The sequence below is a fragment of the Mycobacterium sp. 2-64 genome (genome assembly GCF_035918375.1).
Taxonomy (GTDB): domain Bacteria; phylum Actinomycetota; class Actinomycetes; order Mycobacteriales; family Mycobacteriaceae; genus Mycobacterium; species Mycobacterium intracellulare.
Window position 1 is genome coordinate 5554864 of sequence record NZ_CP142361.1, and the last position, 14970, is coordinate 5569833.

Below are 14970 nucleotides of genomic sequence, written 5' to 3' on the forward strand. Positions count from 1 at the left end.
CCCCTCCGACCAGCGTCAATTCATACGCGATGGGTTCTCGACTCAACCGCCGGGCGTCGACCCGGCGAGCATGCGATACCACGCGAGGTGATAGTTCGCCGACACCGTGTCGCCGCTGGCAATGCCTTCGGTGGCGGCCATCAGCATGCACTTGAGCAGCAATCCCGGATTGACGTTCGGATACTGAACCAGCAGCTGATAGCGCGCCGTGTCGAGGTGCACGCGTAGCACGTCGACCTCCTGATCGACGACGAACGTCCCGGCGGCCGTGGCGTCGGCCAGCCGCGTCACGATCTTGGGCAGTTCGGCGTGCGCCCGGGTGGCTTGGCTGAGCACCCTTGCCAGGTCATCGATGGCGGGCAGCTGGCGTGGCTCCACCGACGATCGCGTCGCGGCGAAGTCGGCCGAGCGGCGCAACGAATCACCGGGAGCGTAAGTGACGACGCGTGCCGTGTCGCCGATCAGTGCGGCGACCCTGCCGCCGCGTCGCTCGGGTTCCAACAGCCGCACGCCTGCGGGAAGGCTGATGCCAGACGGGATCCAGCCGTGGGCGAGGTCGGTGACCAAGACCGTGGTCCCGTCGGCGCGATCCCCGATCGCCCAACTCAGCCGTGGCTCTTGCCGGACCACGAACTCAAGCAGCCGGTTCAGCCGGGCGTTGTCGAAACCCGTTGGGGTCACCGGTTTTTCGATGGCGGTCGGCGCGGCTACGACGGGTTCGGCCTCCTCGGCCGGGGCTTCCTGGCTCACCGCGGCCGGCTCGACGGGAACTTCCTGGCTCACCGCGGCCGGCTCGTCGCGGGTGTCCTCCGCCGGTTCCTCCGCGGGCGCGTGGTGGCGCCCGTTCTCGACGGGTTCGACGGGTTCCTCGACGGGCGCCGGCGCGCGATCGGCCGGCGCCGCGAACGGGGGTTCCGCGTCGGTGACCACCGGAATGACCTGCGTCTCCTCGAGGTGCGACGCGTCGGCGACGTCGGCCGGCTCGTCCTCGGCGGGGGTTGCTTCCGGCCCGGCCGTCGGCTCGTCGCCGGCTGCGGGCTCGTCCACCACCGCATGGTGGCGGCCGGTTGCGGCGGGCTCCTCGACCGGCTCGGGCTCGGGGTCCACCGGCGTCTCGACGACCGGCTCCGCTTCGGAGACGACCGGGATGACCTGAGTCTCCTCGAGATGGGACACATCGGGGGCCGCGGCCGGCTCCTCAGCGTGGGTGGCTTCCGGTTCGCCCGCCTCCGGTTCGACCGGTTCGGCTGGTTCGACCGGCTCGACCGATTCGACCGGTTCGGCCGGGCGGGGACGCCATCTCGGGGGCGGCGGGGGTGGCTCGGCGACGTCGTCGACCTCGCGGACCGCGGGCAGCACCTGCGTCCTGTCCAGGTCAGCGCCCGGACCCTCGAGGGTGGGCGGGGCGGCGGCGGGGGGCTGCGCACCGCTCTGCACCGTGTGCAGATAGCGGATCGTCGATTCGACTCGGCGCACGGCGCGGCCGCGTGCCTCCTCGATGACTCGCGCCTCGGCCGCCTGGCGCGCCGGGTCGGTCATGCCCGCCCGCTTGAGCATCTTGAGTTGGTCGTTGGCGCCGTTGGCTATGCGCTGCAGGTCGGCCTTGAGATACTCTGCGAGAGTTGCGGTTTCGGCGGTGACCGTCGACAATTCGGCAGGCCACAGCCCGCCTGTCACCCAAGGGGTGCAGTCGATGGGAGCGCTGAAAGCCGGAATCGCCAGCGATTCCCGGGTAGCCCTCCGGAGGCGCTGACGCGCCGTCATCCGACCGAAGATCGCCACCAGCTAAGCGTACCGGCAGCGGGCGTTCGACTTGTGCGGTCAGTGAATTGTGCGCCCGCAACGGCCTGGGTAGCGTGGGGACATGGCTGAATCTGCACTGCAGCAGCAACTCGACGAGGTGCGCGCCCTACTCGCCCGCGCGCGAGAGTTGTTCGGCCCCAATCCCGTCGAGCCGCCCACGGGGATCGCTCCCGATCCCAGCGCAGCTAAGCCGTGGCTGCGCTAGCACCGCGTTGCATTTGAGATTCGTGCAGGACGGCTAGCGTCCGCCGTTGCGGCGGCGCAGTTTGTGCGCCAGCAACTTCTCGATGGCGGCGTCGAGGTCCCGGGGGGTCGGAACCTCGGCGGAAGGGGTGTGCCCTGCCGCGACAATCTCGTCGCGGATCTCCAGCAACGCCTTGAGGCACGACACATCCGCGGTGAGCACGATGCCCTGCGCCAAAGTCTCGGCGTCGGTTTCCATCGCCTCTTCGCTCAGCGCGACGCTGTGCATATATCCGCCGCGGCAAGAGCGGACCAGGATGTGCCCACTCGGGTGAACGGTGTCGAAAGCGGGATTCGCGTCGGTCATCGACCGCGGTCGACGACGTCGCCGAACTTGCGTGCAGCCTCCTGCTCGTGCTGTTCCCACATCGTCGCCGATACGGTCAATTGGTCGGCCAAATCCGCGTGGTCAGCGGCCTGCTGCTCATAGCACTGCCGTCGCAGCTCGAGCAGCTCGCGGCCGGCATCGCGCAGCTCACTAAAGATCGGCCCGAGCGAATCGAGGCTCTCCTGGATCGCGGCGTGCGACGACGGGACGGTGCGCAAGTACTCCGAGGTGTCCTGATGATGCGCGGCGGCCTGACGTAAGTGCGCGGGCACCACATGTATCGAATCTGCCATCCGCTGTCTCCTGTTGACGACCGCCGTACGTGCCGGCGAGTTCATTTTTCTCAGGTGGTCGACGAGGTTGCCGGCCGGGTAGGTGTCGGTGGTTCAGGCTTAGTCGGCGCGGTCGCGGGCACGGCCGCCGCCGGCGGATGCTCCCAGCCTAGAAAGTTCGGTCCGCTCACGGTGGCGATGTGCTGAATTTGGCCATCGAGAAGCGCCTTGTCAGGGCCCAGGGCAAGCGCGTGACGGTCCGTGAACATGCCGATGTCGCCCGGGCCCACCCGTAGGGCATCGATTGGGTTGGCGACCGCCGTTCCCGGTGGGGGAATGGTCATTCCCTGTTGTTGAAAGGCTTCCGCGATCGGCGTGCCACCGACGGCGGCCTGGATCGCCGCTGCCAACTGTGGGCTGGCGGCGGTCACTGTCTCGCCGTCGGGCAGGGTCACCGGCGTCGGGCCACCCGCTGGCTCATCGGATGACACGTCCTGCGGGTCGTTGTCCTCGTCGGGATTGTCCGAGGCGTCATGCGCGCTGGGGTCTTCCTCTTGCGCGTCCGGTAGTTCTTCGCCGGCCAAGTCCTGCAGCGCCGGATCGTCCGCGTCGCCGCCCGAAAGGGGAAGGCCGCCGGGCGCTTCCCACCCCGCCGTGGAGGCGGGCATGGCGCCCAGACCCGGAAGTGGCCCACCACCGAAGTTGGGCATCGGGGGCGCCATCGGCGTTTCCGTCGCCGTTGGGATCGGGGCGCCCGCCGCCGGATCTGGCGCCGGGTCGTCTTCGGGCCACAGTCCGTCATCATCGACCGACAGCGAGTCCAGCAGCGGATCCCATTCGGCGTCGGTATCGCTCGATTCGGCGGCCGCACTGAGGTCGGGTGCATCACCAACGGACGCCGCCGGCGCGTGTCCCCCCGGCCGGCTCGGTTCATTCTTGGACGCGTCGTAGAGCGACGTCCAGGCGGCCATCAGCGCCGACTTCGACGTGTCGTCCAGGCTGGCGTTCAGGACCACCGCGCGAATGTCCCTGAGCTTGCCGATCAGGAAACGTTGGAAATCGCGCGCTCCCGCCGGAGTGTCCAGGTCCGATCTCATCAGCACTGCGGCTTCGGTTTCGTGCTGCAACTTGGTGAGCGCTTCTCTGCCGTCGACCGCACTCAGGTGTGCGTTCAGGATGGCCGAGACCACTTGCATGTCCAGTTGCGAACTCGCGGAATTCTGCTGTGCGAGAGCGGCTTCGGCGCTGGCGATGGCGTCCGCCGCCGCACCCGATTCCCGGTCCGGCGGTGTCGCGGTTCCCGCCAGGGATCGACCCGTCGGCGGGCCGCTCGCGGGCACGGCGCCGAACACGTCCGCGTGCTGTCGGCGGATCTTGGCTGCGATCGCCTCGAGTTGGTCGGTGCGGGTGGTCGGCGTGATCACAGCGGAGACTTCGGTCGGCGCCAATCCCGTCTGCCACGCGTTGGGATCGCCGGTGCGGTCTCGGACGGACTTGACCGTGGCCAGCAGGTCGTCGTTTGCCGACATCAGCCGCGCAGCCGGCGCTGCAGCGGCACTCGCTGCGGAAAGTGACGCGACCCCTCCATGTCCGGCGACAGTAGTGGCGGGCGTTCCTGCCGACAATTCATTGAGCAGCATGGTTGTGGACTAGTTCCGGTTAACTGCTGCCGGTGGTGTACTGCGCCCGAAGGTTCTCCAACACAGCCCTTTTCGCCTGAGCGAGTTCGCGCGCTCCGGCGACGACCGCGGCGATTTCGCGCTGCTTGTCCAGCAGGAACTTGTGAAACTCTCGCGCCCCCATCGGTGTATCCACGGCGAGGTTTGCTTGCTGGACGACGGCGTGGTCGATCTGTTCGGCGATGGCGTCCAGTCGCCGGACGCTTTCGCGCGCTGCGCTGTGAGCGGTGTTCAGCACGTCGGTCAGCACAAGGTCGGCTTCGGACACGGCGCCGTGCTGGCTCGCCAGCGTCGATCGCCGTGCTTCGACGGCCTCTAACGAGTGCCCGGGTTGTTCCGGCATCGGCTCACCCTTCTCGTCGTGCCCGCATCGCCGGGCGAAGTTGGCGTGTCATAACGGTCGGCGGATCGCAACGTTGTTGCCCAGTCGGCTTATTCGCACCGACGCCCCCGAGTACGGCGCCTCGACAACCAGGTTGTTGCCGATCGCGAGTTGGACGTGACCGGCGTGCGGAAAGACCAGATCACCCGGTCGCACCTGCGAACGCGGTACCGGAATGCCGTCGTTGATCTGCTGATATGTGGTGCGGTCCAAGTGAATACCGGCCCGCGCGTAGCTCCACTGAACCAGCCCGGAGCAGTCGAACGCCTCCGGGCCGCTGGCGCCCCAGACGTAGGGGCGGCCCAGCCGCGACAACGCCGCCCGAACCGCGAGCGCGGCCCGGTCGTTCGGCGGTAACCCGGGGCCACGCCCATGCCGCAGCCGATACCGCAACGCCAGCAGTGCCGCGTGGTGGCGTCGCGCACGCGACCTCGCCGTTACGACGTGGGCCCGTTGCGTACGCAGTCGCGCCACGCGGCGGCGCATCTCCTCCCGCTGCGCCAACGGGGTTGACGGGAGCGTGGTGGCATCGGCGCGGGCCGCGTCGAGGACGTTTTGGGTCAGGCCGCGCGCCTGCGCGCGGTCTCGGTGGGCGCCGGCGAGCACCTCGGTAACAGCGGCGTCGGTCCCGGCCGCCGACGCGAGGCGTTCGCGACCGTGGTCCACTGCGAGCTGGTAGCCGCCGTGGGCCAGTCCGTCGTTCAGTCGGGCCGCGCGGCGCAACAGGCTGCGATAGTGCCCGGTGTCCGCGTCCAGGGACGCAGGCGTCGTGCTGCCGGCGAAGAGTTGATGCGCGCGGCTCAACGCCTCGACTTCGCTATGGCTCACTGTGCCCCCTCGGCGCCGTCGTGGCTTTCCTGTTGTTCTTGGCCCGTCGTCTCGACCGCCTCGGTGAAGGCGCGCACGCGGGGGAGGGCGCCCGGCGAAATGACCCCGCGATTGCGGATGTCCCATATCTCGTCGACGTCGACGCCGACCAGCGCGGCGATGATCGTTTCCGGCAACGAGGACTGTGCGCAGGCCCGGTCGAAACGCGCGCTCAGGCTGCCGGGCATCCGCTTCAGCAGGGCCGTGCGCGTCGCCTCGAGGGCCTGCAGATGCTCCATCAGCCGGCCGGTCGAATCCGCGCCCGCGCTCACCGCCACCCGCCAGGAGCTGGCGGCGAGCATCTCCGCTTTCACGCACTGAGCGATCACAGACAGAATATACGTCTCATATTCGTTTGATGTTGTCGCAGGAAGCCGATCGATGACGGATTTGAGGGCGTCGAGCTGGGCTTCGGCATAACCTTCCAGCACTTCGGTGTCGCTGTGACGGTCGACCACGACCGGTCCGGTGCGCCGCGCCGGCATCGCGGCCGACGCTTGCGCGGCCATCAGGCGCGCCAACTCGGCATCCGGATCGGCGGCCACCAATAGCCGCGAATAGGTGCCCGGCGGCAGGCCGAGCCCGTTTTCGATCTTCTGAACTGTGCTTTTGTGCGGTTTGCGGGCGCCGCGTTCCAAAAAGCTGAGCCCCATGATGCTGACCCCGGTCGCGGCGGCGAGGTCGGCTAGTGACCAATCCCGCGATTCTCGCAACGCGCGGATCGCCGCGCCGGCCGACTCACGGCTCACCACACGCTCCGGCCATAGGCCGGATAGTACACAGCCACGGTCTCGGATATGCGGATATACGTTTTTGTCGTTGTTTCTCTTGCGTCGGGCCCATCTCGCCATATACGCTTTTGCCTACGTTTCACGCTCGACAAGGAGACCGACATGGGACATCCGTGCGCAGCCAACCCGGAGCTTTGGTTTGGCTACCCCGACGACGACGGTGGTGACGGCGCGGCGAAGGCGCGCGCATACGAACGGTCGGCCACCGAGGCGCGCCTGCAATGCCTGCGGCGCTGCCCACTGGCGCAACAGCGCCGCTGCGCCCAGCACGCCATCGCGCACCGCGAGGAGTACGGCGTGTGGGCAGGCGTGAAGCTGCCGGGCGGCCAGTACCGCAAGCGTGACCAGCTCGCGCACGCCCACGACGTCCTGCAGCGTATCGCGTCCGGGGAAATCAACTCCCGGCAGCTGCCCGAGAACGCGGCGCTGCTGGCGCGGCACGAACATGAGGCGGTCCCGGTGGCCGCGGTCGTGTTGCATCTGCCGCTGGCCCAGGTCGGGCCTCGTACGGCCGCCTGACCGTCCGGCGAAATCCCAGCTCGGCAGTTTGTTGAACCGGTCAATGGGGTAGTCGGGGTCGGCAAGACCAGTCTGTCGACCTTAAAGGCGCGCCCATGACGTTCGACCTGACCCCGACGGCCGCACAACATGATCTGGCCCGACGCACGCATGAGTTCGCCGAATCCGTAATACGCCCGGTAGCCCTCGACTATGACCAGCGCCAGGAGTTCCCCTGGCCGGTGCTCGAGGAGGCGGCCCAGCAAGGTTTCTATAGCCCGCTGTTCTATCGCGACCTGATCGGCGATCCGACCGGTATCTCCCTGCCCATGTTCATGGAGGAACTGTTCTGGGGGTGCGCCGGGATCGGGCTAGCCATCGTCATGCCGGCCCTGGCGCTCTCGGCGATCGGCCAGGCCGCCTCCCCGGAACAGATGCTGGAGTGGGCACCCGAATGTTTCGGCACCCCAGGCGATCTCAAGCTCGCCGCGCTGGCGATCTCCGAGCCCGAAGGCGGCAGCGATGTACGCAACCTGCGCACGCGTGCACGTCGTGACGGCGATGACTGGGTCATCGACGGCCACAAGATGTGGATCGGCAACGGCGGCATCGCCAATGTGCACGTCGTCAACGCGGTGGTCGACGAGGAACTCGGCCATCGGGGTCAGGCACTGTTCGTGGTGCCCGGCGGCACGCCCGGGCTGAAGCTGCTGCGAAAGCTCGACAAGCTGGGCTGCCGGGCCTCCCATACCGCCGAGCTGCTCTTCGAAGGTGTGCGTGTGCCGGGCGCCAATCTGCTCGGCGGTGAGGAAAAGCTCGAACACAAACTCGCCAAGGCGCGAGAGGCCATGGCGGGTGGAAAACGGTCCGGCTCAGCGACGTTGGGCACCTTCGAGCAGACCCGGCCCATGGTCGCCGCCCAGGCCATCGGGATCGCCCGCGCGGCGTTGGAGTACGCGACCGCGTACGCCACCGAGCGTGAGGCGTTCGGCGGCCCCATCATCGACAACCAGGGCATCGCGTTCCCGCTGGCGGAACTGGCCACGCAGATCGACGCGGCTCGGCTGCTCACCTGGCGCGCATCGTGGATGGCGGCCAACAACGTCCCCTTCGAGCGGGGAGAGGGCTCGATGTCGAAAATGGCCGCCAGCGAGGTAGCGGTCAAGGCCACCGAGCGCGCCATCCAAACCATGGGAGGGTGGGGCTACATCACCGATCACCCCGTAGAGAAGTGGTATCGGGATGCCAAGCTGTACACCATCTTTGAAGGAACCAGCGAGATCCAACGGATGGTCATCTCCAACGCGCTGGGCGCCGCCGTAGGTACGCCGCCGCTTCATGTGGTGCTCGAGCCGTCCGGGGGGCCGTTGAACCGCGTTTTCGGGCGCGGCACCCCGCTGCGTTCCCGTGCCGCCGAAGCAGCCCTGTCGATGCGGGATCGTGTGCCCGAGCCGGTCATGCGGCTGGCCATGAAGGTGCTGCGGCCCCCGGGAAAGTGAGTCGGGCGGGTACGGTCGCGGATGACGGCGCTCTTGGTGGGCCGCGACGGAGGGTGAAGATGAGCAACCTTGAAGCCGCGCCGGCCGAAGTCGCCTGTGCTGCTTCGCAACACCTGGGCGCCTCGCCCATGGTGGAGGTGCTGCATCCGCGAGAGGTCCCCTTGGGTGGCCCCAGGGCGATCCGGGTGCGGCGCACGCTGCCGCAACGAGGGCGCTCGCTGATCGGTGCGTGGTGCTTCATCGACCACTACGGTCCGGTCGCGGCGAGGATGGACGTGCCGCCGCATCCCCATACGGGACTACAAACCGTCAGCTGGTTGTTCAGTGGGGAAGTGGAGCACCGCGACAGCGCCGGCGTTCGTGCGGCCGTTCGACCTGGCGAGCTGAATCTGATGACCGCAGGGGCTGGTATCTGCCATTCGGAGGTGTCGGTTGAGGCGGGGCCCGTCTTGCACGGCGTCCAGCTCTGGGTGGCGCTACCCGCTTCCGATCGCGACACCCGGCGGGACTTTGCCCACTACGCGCCCGCACCGGTCTCGCTGCCGGGCGCAGAGGCGCGCGTATTCCTCGGTGAGCTGGCCGGAAGTCGTTCGCCGGCACCGACATTCACCCCGCTGCTGGGAGCCCAGCTCGACCTCGACGCCGGAGCCGGCCTGGACATCGCCGTCGACCCCGCCTTCGAACACGGAGTGCTCTGTGATTCGGGCGCCGTCCACGTGGACGGGGCGGCCCTGGCGATCGCCGAGCTGGCCTACCTGAGTCCGGGCCATTCGCAGCTGCATGTGCGCAACGTGGGGGAGCGGCCCGCACGGGTGCTGTTGCTGGGCGGCACCCCGTTCGCCGAAGAGTTGGTGATGTGGTGGAACTTCGTGGGACGAAGCCACGAGGACATCGTCAACTACCGCCGACTGTGGGAGGACGGCGACGACCGGTTCGGCGCCGTGCACGGATACCGTGGGGATCTCGCCCGACTGCCCGCCCCTCCGCTGCCGACCACGCGGCTGCGGCCACGACCGATACCCCAACGAGAGGAAAGTACGAATGACAACCGATAAGACCGGCGCGGAAACCACAGTGAGCCTTCAAGACGGGAAGTACACGATCGCCGTCGAGGGCAAGACGGTGGGCCTAGCCGATTTCGCCGACCGTGGCGACCAGCGCGTCTTCTACCACACCGAAATCGATCCGGCGTACGGCGGGCGTGGCCTGGCGACCATCCTCGTCGAGGAAGCGCTCAACGGGGCGCGCGATGAGGGCAAGCGCATTGTTCCGGTGTGCTCGATGATCGGCACGGTGCTCAAGAAGCATCCCGAGTTCGATGACATCACCGACCCGGTCACTCCGGAAATCACGCAGTGGGTGCGGTCTTAGGGGAAGAGCTGAAGTCTCGAGGGCCTGGCCCCCGGCCGGATGACATGCGCCTCGGAGACCATCATCGGATCTCATCGACAGGTGAGTCCATGAGACACCCGAAAAGGTGGCCTAACTGCAGATGGGTAGCACACAACCGCACGGATGCTACTCATCCCTGCGGCGGGCCAAAGTACTTTATTGCAAGCGCCTTCGCGAGGTTAAGCAATTCTTCACATGAGCGCTCTGTTTCTGGCTCGATAAAAAGCTGCTCGATGCGGCTTAGGTTGCTCCGAATCCACGCCACGGTCTCGCGTGGAGATACGACGTTCGTCTCGTCGTAATCGTCAAGGTACTGACGAATCAGTGTTGCGCGAAACCAGTTATCTGGCGATTCCGCTAAGGTAGTAGGTGCGATGACGAAACCGAGTTGCCCCCTGTCATTGGTCAATTCCCAGCTGATGACAGGGCCGGTGAGCGTCAATGACGCATTGCTCAGCGGGTTGCCCGAAGTCGTGGAATTTGTGACGTGATAACGAGGGTCTAAATACAAGAAGTCGAAATAGTGGAGGAAAAACTCCAGCAAGGTCTTCATTACTTATCGCGCTCCTTCGCTCGGCGGCAGCAACGTATTTTCACCTATGCGCCGATAGCCGTGCGCTTCGAGGTATCGGAGCTCCGCCGCTGTAAATGAATTCGGTGGGACCCTATGGAAAGGCACCGACAACGTGATCTTATCTTGATTCGAGACAGCGACGTCGAGAACATGCTGATTGGCGGCTAGTTGTTCGGTCGGCGTGAAGGAATCCCAAGCGTCGCCCAGACTGAAGTAGCTGGCGCCGCGGTCCTCTGCGACTTGGATGTAGGAAGGCCCGCCGCCCGGGGGCCTAAATGGTCCGAGAACGGTTTCACCACTTCCGGTCAGATGCGCTTCGGACAGCGCTCGCAACTCGGAGGCATGTAGTTGAGCGGGTTGTCCAAGTGGAATTCCGGATGGGCTGGATCTATGACAACCGGCGCCGGGCTATCAGGTAAGGCTCCTGCGTGAGGCCCGGCCGGCGCATGTTCGACGGGTACGTCGCCGTGCGGGGCCGGCGGTGCGTGCTCCACCGGGGGCGGCTCGAGAGGGTGAGTGCCCGGGACCGGCTCCCCGGGCAGCGGTGCATGAGAAGCCAGGTTCTGTTCTGCGGCTTGGAAGCGTTCCTCGGCTCCGGCGAGTGCGCGGGGGAACACGTTGTCGGCCGTCACACCCTCCAACATCTCGCGGCTGAAAAGCATCTTCAGGCCCTGAAAGGCCGCCTCGCCGCCCGCCTTGAGCGCTGGCGCCCCGGCCGCCAGGGTCACGGCCGTAAAGAGGGGTTCGGCAGTCGCTTCCACTTTCCCGGGATCCGGTGTGCGCATGCCGGTCAATTTGCCGCCGTTGAATGTGTAGTACGTGCCGGTGGCTTGGTCGAAGAACTCGCCCGTGCCGTTCTTGAGCTGGCCGTAAGCCTGCACCGGCTGCCCGTTGACCTTGTAGGTGAACGTGAAATGCCCGTCGGGGGAAACGCTTACGGACGCCGGGTCAATGCTGTTGTAGTCGGGGATCTTGCCCAGGTCGTCGAGGGCACGCGCGAGGTCCGCCTTGAGCTTGGGCAGTTTGGCGCTGGCCGCCTCGCCTTCCGGCGAACCCGGGCCATGCGTATACAGGTCGGCCGCGGCTTTACTGAGCGCCTCCTGCGCGGCGCGCACCTTGGCCATTTGGTCGACGACGGCCTGGTTGGTGGCTTGGCGAATGTCAGCCAACGCGGCCTGCTGGGCGGGAGACGGTGGGGCCACGCCGTCAGCGTCGGCACCATGCAGCGGGGCGCCGTCGTACCCTTCGGCGTGAAGGTTATCGAGCGATTTCTGAAGGCCATCGGCGTATCCGTTGCGGATCGATTGCAGGGCTGCGAGCGCAGCTTTGGTGTCACGCAGCGCGTCGTCCTCACAAGTGTTGATGAGGGCATGCAGCGCGTCCTTTTCCCCTGCGCTGAGGCTTTTGTCGTTTTGCAAGATGGAGACGGCCTGGCTGACCATGTCCGAGATGTTCTTCAACTGGGCTTCTAAGGTGGCGATGCGCGCGGCCCCGGCCTTTTGCGCATCGGCCAGCGACGCGGCGATGTTTTCCAGGTCCGCAGCGATCTTGGGCAGCTGTAACGACTGCGCCCCTAAGGATTTCGTGACGCGCTGAACTTCGTCGGAGTCGTTGATGGGATGACCGCCGCCGTCGTGGTGGTTCCAAGCGGCCTCGAAGCGTGCGCGTGCTTGCTGGAACGCGTTCTCGGCCTCCGCCGTGCATCGGCCCGCGCGGTGAAAGGCTCCGGCCAGATTGGAAATCTCCAGCGGGCTACCCGCCTGCAGGCTGGCGTTGATCGCCCAGGGGTCACCACCGGCCTCGGCGATCAGCGCCTGCTCATCTATATACGGAAGTCCCACAGCACCGCTGGTCGCCGCGCAGCAATAAACTCCGGTCCTAGTGATTGCATTGCGCGCATTCCAACCCTCCCTGAGCTAGCTCATAAGGCTACTGGCGCAAACGCGCTCGTCAATTCACGACCGATCGAAACGCTTCGCTAGTCAGTTACCGCTGGAACCCCTGAGTTACACATGAAACGATGAATCTGACCTCGCAACCGTTAGAAGGAGCGGCTCAGTGCATATCGGTGTTACGCGTACCGCGGTGAGAACGGCCTGCGGGACGGGGGCGCTCTCGTGACAGGCGCCCCCGGGGCTGTGCTCGCTCGTGAGCTCACCGACATCACCGACAGCGTCCGGCAGGTGCCGGCGCCTCCCGTGCCTGAACTGCTGCCGCCGAGCCGAATTCGCGTCGCCGATCCTGACGGAGCGGACGCGGAATTGGTTGCCGAGTGGATGAACCGGCCCCACTTGGTCACCACGTGGGAGTACGACTGGCCGGTCGCGCGTTGGCGTAACCACTTGCGCGCGCAGGTCGATGGCGCCTACTCGCGACCGCTGATCCTCAGCATCAATGGTGTCGACCGCGCGTACATGGAGATCTACCGTGCTGCCAAGGATTCCATCGCCCACTGCTACGACAGCCGGCCACACGACCTTGGCCTGCACGGGGCGATCGCAGACGAGAAGCTCGTGAACCGCGGGCTGGGCCCGCTGATCCTCCGGAAGGTGACCGCCAGCATCCTGGCCGCCGACCCGGCGTGCCAACGGATCATGTTCGACCCCGACCACCGCAATACGACGGTGCGGCGGCTCTGCGAATTCCTGCGCTGTGAATTCCTCGGCGAACACGACATGCCGAACCGCAGGATGGCGCTCTACGCCCTGAATCGGCCAGCGCCGTAACAGCGTTCGCGCTCAGGCCTGTAGTTGGCTGCGGACCTCCAGCCGTCTGAGCTTGCCCGACGACGTACGCGGTAATGAGCCTGGTGGCATCAAGACGACATCGGCCGGAGTCACCCCGCATACCGAGATGACCCGCTTGATGACAGCGCTGCGGGTCACGTCGTGATCCGACCCCACGAATTCGGCGGCGATGAGCAACCGCGACTGGGCGGCACCGGATTTCGAACCGACCGCAACCACGCCACCGTGTCGCACTCCATCCACCTGCGCGGCCACCTGCTCGATTTCGGTGGGAAAGATGTTGCGGCCGGCGATCGTGATGACCTCTTTGGACCGACCGCAGATAACCAGCTCACCGTCGACCAGATAACCGATGTCTCCGGTGCGGAACCACTCCGCACCGCGATCGGATCCTGTGGCGGGGTCGCCGAAATATTTCGTCATCATCGATGAGCCGCGGATCTCGACCTCCCCAACACCATCATCCGCTGATCGATGCGTCGGGCTAATGCGTAGCTCCATACCGGGGATGGGTGGCCCCAACAGCGCATAGCGTTGCCGCACATCCGATTCCGTCCGCTCATCGATCCGCAACCCCTGCCCGCAGGCGGGCATCGTCACGGCGCAGGTTGACTCGGCCATCCCATACGCCGGCGTCGCCGCCGACGCCCGCAATCCGAACGGAGCCATCGCGTCGGCGAATCGCTGAAACCCCTCGCAATCAACGGGTTCGCCGCCATTGATGGCAATCCGCAGCGCCCCCAGGTCCACGTCCGAAACGCGGCCGGAGTAGCGACCGAGCATGGAGTACCCGAAATTGGGTCCGGCGGTGAAGGTTGCCGCGCTGGCCGAAAGCCAATCCGCCCAGCGAAGCGGTGCCGCAGAGAACGCGCCCGTCGGCGCCTGCCAAAGCGGCATCCCGCTCAGGACGGCGGCCAACAGGAAGGCCAAGCCCATGTCGTGGTAGATCGGCAGCCACGAACACGCCCGGTCGGAGCCGTCGAGTTGTAGCCGCTCGATGAGGCCGCGCATATTGTTCAGCACGGCCTCCGGCGACAAGACGGCAGTGCGCGGATCACCGGTCGAGCCGGCAGTACCCTGGAGGATCGCGGCGTTCGAATCGGAGTGACTTTGAAGGTCATTCGACGCTGGGGTGCGAGCGGCCTCGGCAAGGCTGGAGACAGACAGCGTCGACTCCGCATCGCCGAGCGTGCGCAGGGTCGCACCGTGACTGAATACCGTGCTGACTCCGATTCCGCGGAACCGACTCAGGGTGCTGTGCGCCCACTCGGCCGGGTCGGCACCGCGCCTGGGACGGGGCAGAATCGATACGGCGGCACCCGCCAGCCACGCGCCCTGTATGGCGGCGACCAGCTCGACGGTCGGTTCACCGACAATTCCCACGGCACCGAGGCGGTCCTGCTGGAGCAGATGCGTTGCGATGCTTTCGGCCATCCCGTGGACCTCGGGCCAGGGGCGGGCGATCCATTTGTCGGTGTCTTTGTCCAGGACGACCAAGTCATGGGGCGATCGCGTCATCGCATCGCGCATGGCGGCCGCGAGAACGTTCATGCGTCGACCCCGACTCCGATCGCGGCCTGCAAGTCACCGACGGTCGTGCAGGTCAACAGGTCTTCCTCGCTCAATTGCGTGCCGAACCGTTCTTCGATGGCAACCAGGCCGGCGGCAAAGGCGACGGAGTCCATTCCCAGGTCGTCTATCAGACGCGTTGCGGCAGTGACGGATCCGAATTTGAGGTCCAGGTCATCCCGAAGGACGCTGACCAACTGATCGTCGACGGTGCTGGGCACAGGGGGATTGGAGGAGGTCATGAGCCGCGACCATACCGTGCTGATTTAGGTAAGGCTACCCTCATTGGGTAGGGTGTGTGTTGTCTCACCGTCGAGGCCGACAGC

At 66.4% G+C, this 14970-nt stretch carries 16 protein-coding genes and 1 pseudogene; 6 read left to right on the top strand and 11 right to left on the bottom strand.

Features of this window, described 5'->3' with window-relative positions:
- Nucleotides 1–42: 42 nt before the first annotated feature.
- The gene (locus tag QGN31_RS26095) at nucleotides 43–1782 is read right to left on the bottom strand and encodes a DUF5631 domain-containing protein (RefSeq protein ID WP_014383582.1); all 1740 of its coding nucleotides are present in this window, start codon (nucleotides 1780–1782) and stop codon (nucleotides 43–45) included.
- 82 nt (nucleotides 1783–1864) lie between these two features.
- Between QGN31_RS26095 and QGN31_RS26100 the strand changes: the two genes are divergently transcribed.
- Nucleotides 1865–2008: a hypothetical protein gene (locus QGN31_RS26100; RefSeq protein WP_014378759.1), complete on the top strand. Its 144-nt coding sequence runs from the start codon at nucleotides 1865–1867 to the stop codon at nucleotides 2006–2008.
- Nucleotides 2009–2041: 33 nt separating this feature from the next.
- Here QGN31_RS26100 and QGN31_RS26105 read toward each other — a convergent pair whose 3' ends face one another.
- The 6 genes from QGN31_RS26105 to QGN31_RS26130 all read right to left on the bottom strand — a co-directional run bounded on the left by QGN31_RS26105 (nucleotide 2042) and on the right by QGN31_RS26130 (nucleotide 6323).
- A complete protein-coding gene (locus QGN31_RS26105) occupies nucleotides 2042–2353 on the bottom strand; it encodes a DUF2694 family protein (RefSeq protein ID WP_008262605.1) in 312 nt (103 codons plus the stop codon).
- Nucleotides 2350–2667, bottom strand: coding sequence for an ESX-1 secretion-associated protein (locus QGN31_RS26110; RefSeq protein WP_008262603.1), 318 nt, complete (start codon nucleotides 2665–2667; stop codon nucleotides 2350–2352). The genes QGN31_RS26105 and QGN31_RS26110 overlap by 4 nt, the downstream gene beginning before the upstream one ends.
- A gap of 50 nt (nucleotides 2668–2717) precedes the next feature.
- Entirely contained in the window at nucleotides 2718–4175 is a 1458-nt protein-coding gene (locus QGN31_RS26115; protein WP_014940920.1) for a DUF4226 domain-containing protein, read from the bottom strand.
- A 130-nt stretch (nucleotides 4176–4305) separates the two neighbouring features.
- Entirely contained in the window at nucleotides 4306–4668 is a 363-nt protein-coding gene (locus QGN31_RS26120; protein WP_009952739.1) for a DUF4226 domain-containing protein, read from the bottom strand.
- A gap of 48 nt (nucleotides 4669–4716) precedes the next feature.
- Entirely contained in the window at nucleotides 4717–5535 is an 819-nt protein-coding gene (locus QGN31_RS26125; protein WP_014940919.1) for a C40 family peptidase, read from the bottom strand.
- Nucleotides 5532–6323, bottom strand: a complete 792-nt coding sequence (locus tag QGN31_RS26130) for a helix-turn-helix domain-containing protein (RefSeq protein WP_009952746.1) — start codon at nucleotides 6321–6323, stop codon at nucleotides 5532–5534. Before QGN31_RS26130 ends, QGN31_RS26125 begins: the two co-directional genes overlap by 4 nt.
- 144 nt (nucleotides 6324–6467) lie before the next feature.
- Here QGN31_RS26130 and QGN31_RS26135 point away from each other — a divergent pair, with 144 nt between their 5' ends.
- The 4 genes from QGN31_RS26135 (at nucleotide 6468) to QGN31_RS26150 (ending at nucleotide 9733) form a co-directional block, all read left to right on the top strand.
- On the top strand, nucleotides 6468–6884 hold the full coding sequence (locus tag QGN31_RS26135) for a WhiB family transcriptional regulator (protein ID WP_014940918.1): 417 nt from the start codon (nucleotides 6468–6470) through the stop codon (nucleotides 6882–6884).
- 95 nt (nucleotides 6885–6979) lie between these two features.
- On the top strand, nucleotides 6980–8362 hold the full coding sequence (locus QGN31_RS26140) for an acyl-CoA dehydrogenase family protein (protein ID WP_014940917.1): 1383 nt from the start codon (nucleotides 6980–6982) through the stop codon (nucleotides 8360–8362).
- A 59-nt stretch (nucleotides 8363–8421) separates the two neighbouring features.
- On the top strand, nucleotides 8422–9417 hold the full coding sequence (locus QGN31_RS26145) for a pirin family protein (RefSeq protein ID WP_043954177.1): 996 nt from the start codon (nucleotides 8422–8424) through the stop codon (nucleotides 9415–9417).
- On the top strand, nucleotides 9404–9733 hold the full coding sequence (locus tag QGN31_RS26150; protein WP_043954176.1) for a GNAT family N-acetyltransferase: 330 nt from the start codon (nucleotides 9404–9406) through the stop codon (nucleotides 9731–9733). The genes QGN31_RS26145 and QGN31_RS26150 overlap by 14 nt, the downstream gene beginning before the upstream one ends.
- 151 nt (nucleotides 9734–9884) lie before the next feature.
- Here the strand turns inward: QGN31_RS26150 and QGN31_RS26155 are convergent, their stop codons facing one another.
- Together QGN31_RS26155 and QGN31_RS26160 are read right to left on the bottom strand one after the other, a co-directional pair.
- Nucleotides 9885–10307, bottom strand: coding sequence for a hypothetical protein (locus QGN31_RS26155; RefSeq protein WP_009952753.1), 423 nt, complete (start codon nucleotides 10305–10307; stop codon nucleotides 9885–9887).
- A 3-nt stretch (nucleotides 10308–10310) separates the two neighbouring features.
- Nucleotides 10311–12169, bottom strand: a pseudogene (locus tag QGN31_RS26160) (putative alpha/beta hydrolase).
- A gap of 297 nt (nucleotides 12170–12466) precedes the next feature.
- Between QGN31_RS26160 and QGN31_RS26165 the strand changes: the two are divergent.
- A complete protein-coding gene (locus QGN31_RS26165; RefSeq protein WP_014940913.1) occupies nucleotides 12467–13054 on the top strand; it encodes a GNAT family N-acetyltransferase in 588 nt (195 codons plus the stop codon).
- Nucleotides 13055–13066: 12 nt separating this feature from the next.
- Here QGN31_RS26165 and mbtM read toward each other — a convergent pair whose 3' ends face one another.
- Together mbtM and QGN31_RS26175 are read right to left on the bottom strand one after the other, a co-directional pair.
- Entirely contained in the window at nucleotides 13067–14626 is a 1560-nt protein-coding gene (mbtM, locus tag QGN31_RS26170) for a long-chain-fatty acid--ACP ligase MbtM (RefSeq protein WP_014940912.1), read from the bottom strand.
- Entirely contained in the window at nucleotides 14623–14886 is a 264-nt protein-coding gene (locus tag QGN31_RS26175) for an acyl carrier protein (protein ID WP_043954172.1), read from the bottom strand. Before QGN31_RS26175 ends, mbtM begins: the two co-directional genes overlap by 4 nt.
- Nucleotides 14887–14970: the final 84 nt, after the last annotated feature.

Coding starts and splice junctions, on each gene's coding strand:
- QGN31_RS26100 (WP_014378759.1), top strand. CDS start 1,865: ATGGCTGAATCTGCACTGCAGCAGCAACTCGACGAGGTGCGCGCCCTA.
- QGN31_RS26105 (WP_008262605.1), bottom strand. CDS start 2,353: ATGACCGACGCGAATCCCGCTTTCGACACCGTTCACCCGAGTGGGCAC.
- QGN31_RS26110 (WP_008262603.1), bottom strand. CDS start 2,667: ATGGCAGATTCGATACATGTGGTGCCCGCGCACTTACGTCAGGCCGCC.
- QGN31_RS26115 (WP_014940920.1), bottom strand. CDS start 4,175: ATGTCGGCAAACGACGACCTGCTGGCCACGGTCAAGTCCGTCCGAGAC.
- QGN31_RS26120 (WP_009952739.1), bottom strand. CDS start 4,668: ATGCCGGAACAACCCGGGCACTCGTTAGAGGCCGTCGAAGCACGGCGA.
- QGN31_RS26135 (WP_014940918.1), top strand. CDS start 6,468: ATGGGACATCCGTGCGCAGCCAACCCGGAGCTTTGGTTTGGCTACCCC.
- QGN31_RS26140 (WP_014940917.1), top strand. CDS start 6,980: ATGACGTTCGACCTGACCCCGACGGCCGCACAACATGATCTGGCCCGA.
- QGN31_RS26145 (WP_043954177.1), top strand. CDS start 8,422: ATGAGCAACCTTGAAGCCGCGCCGGCCGAAGTCGCCTGTGCTGCTTCG.
- QGN31_RS26150 (WP_043954176.1), top strand. CDS start 9,404: ATGACAACCGATAAGACCGGCGCGGAAACCACAGTGAGCCTTCAAGAC.
- QGN31_RS26155 (WP_009952753.1), bottom strand. CDS start 10,307: ATGAAGACCTTGCTGGAGTTTTTCCTCCACTATTTCGACTTCTTGTAT.
- mbtM (WP_014940912.1), bottom strand. CDS start 14,626: ATGAACGTTCTCGCGGCCGCCATGCGCGATGCGATGACGCGATCGCCC.
- QGN31_RS26175 (WP_043954172.1), bottom strand. CDS start 14,886: ATGACCTCCTCCAATCCCCCTGTGCCCAGCACCGTCGACGATCAGTTG.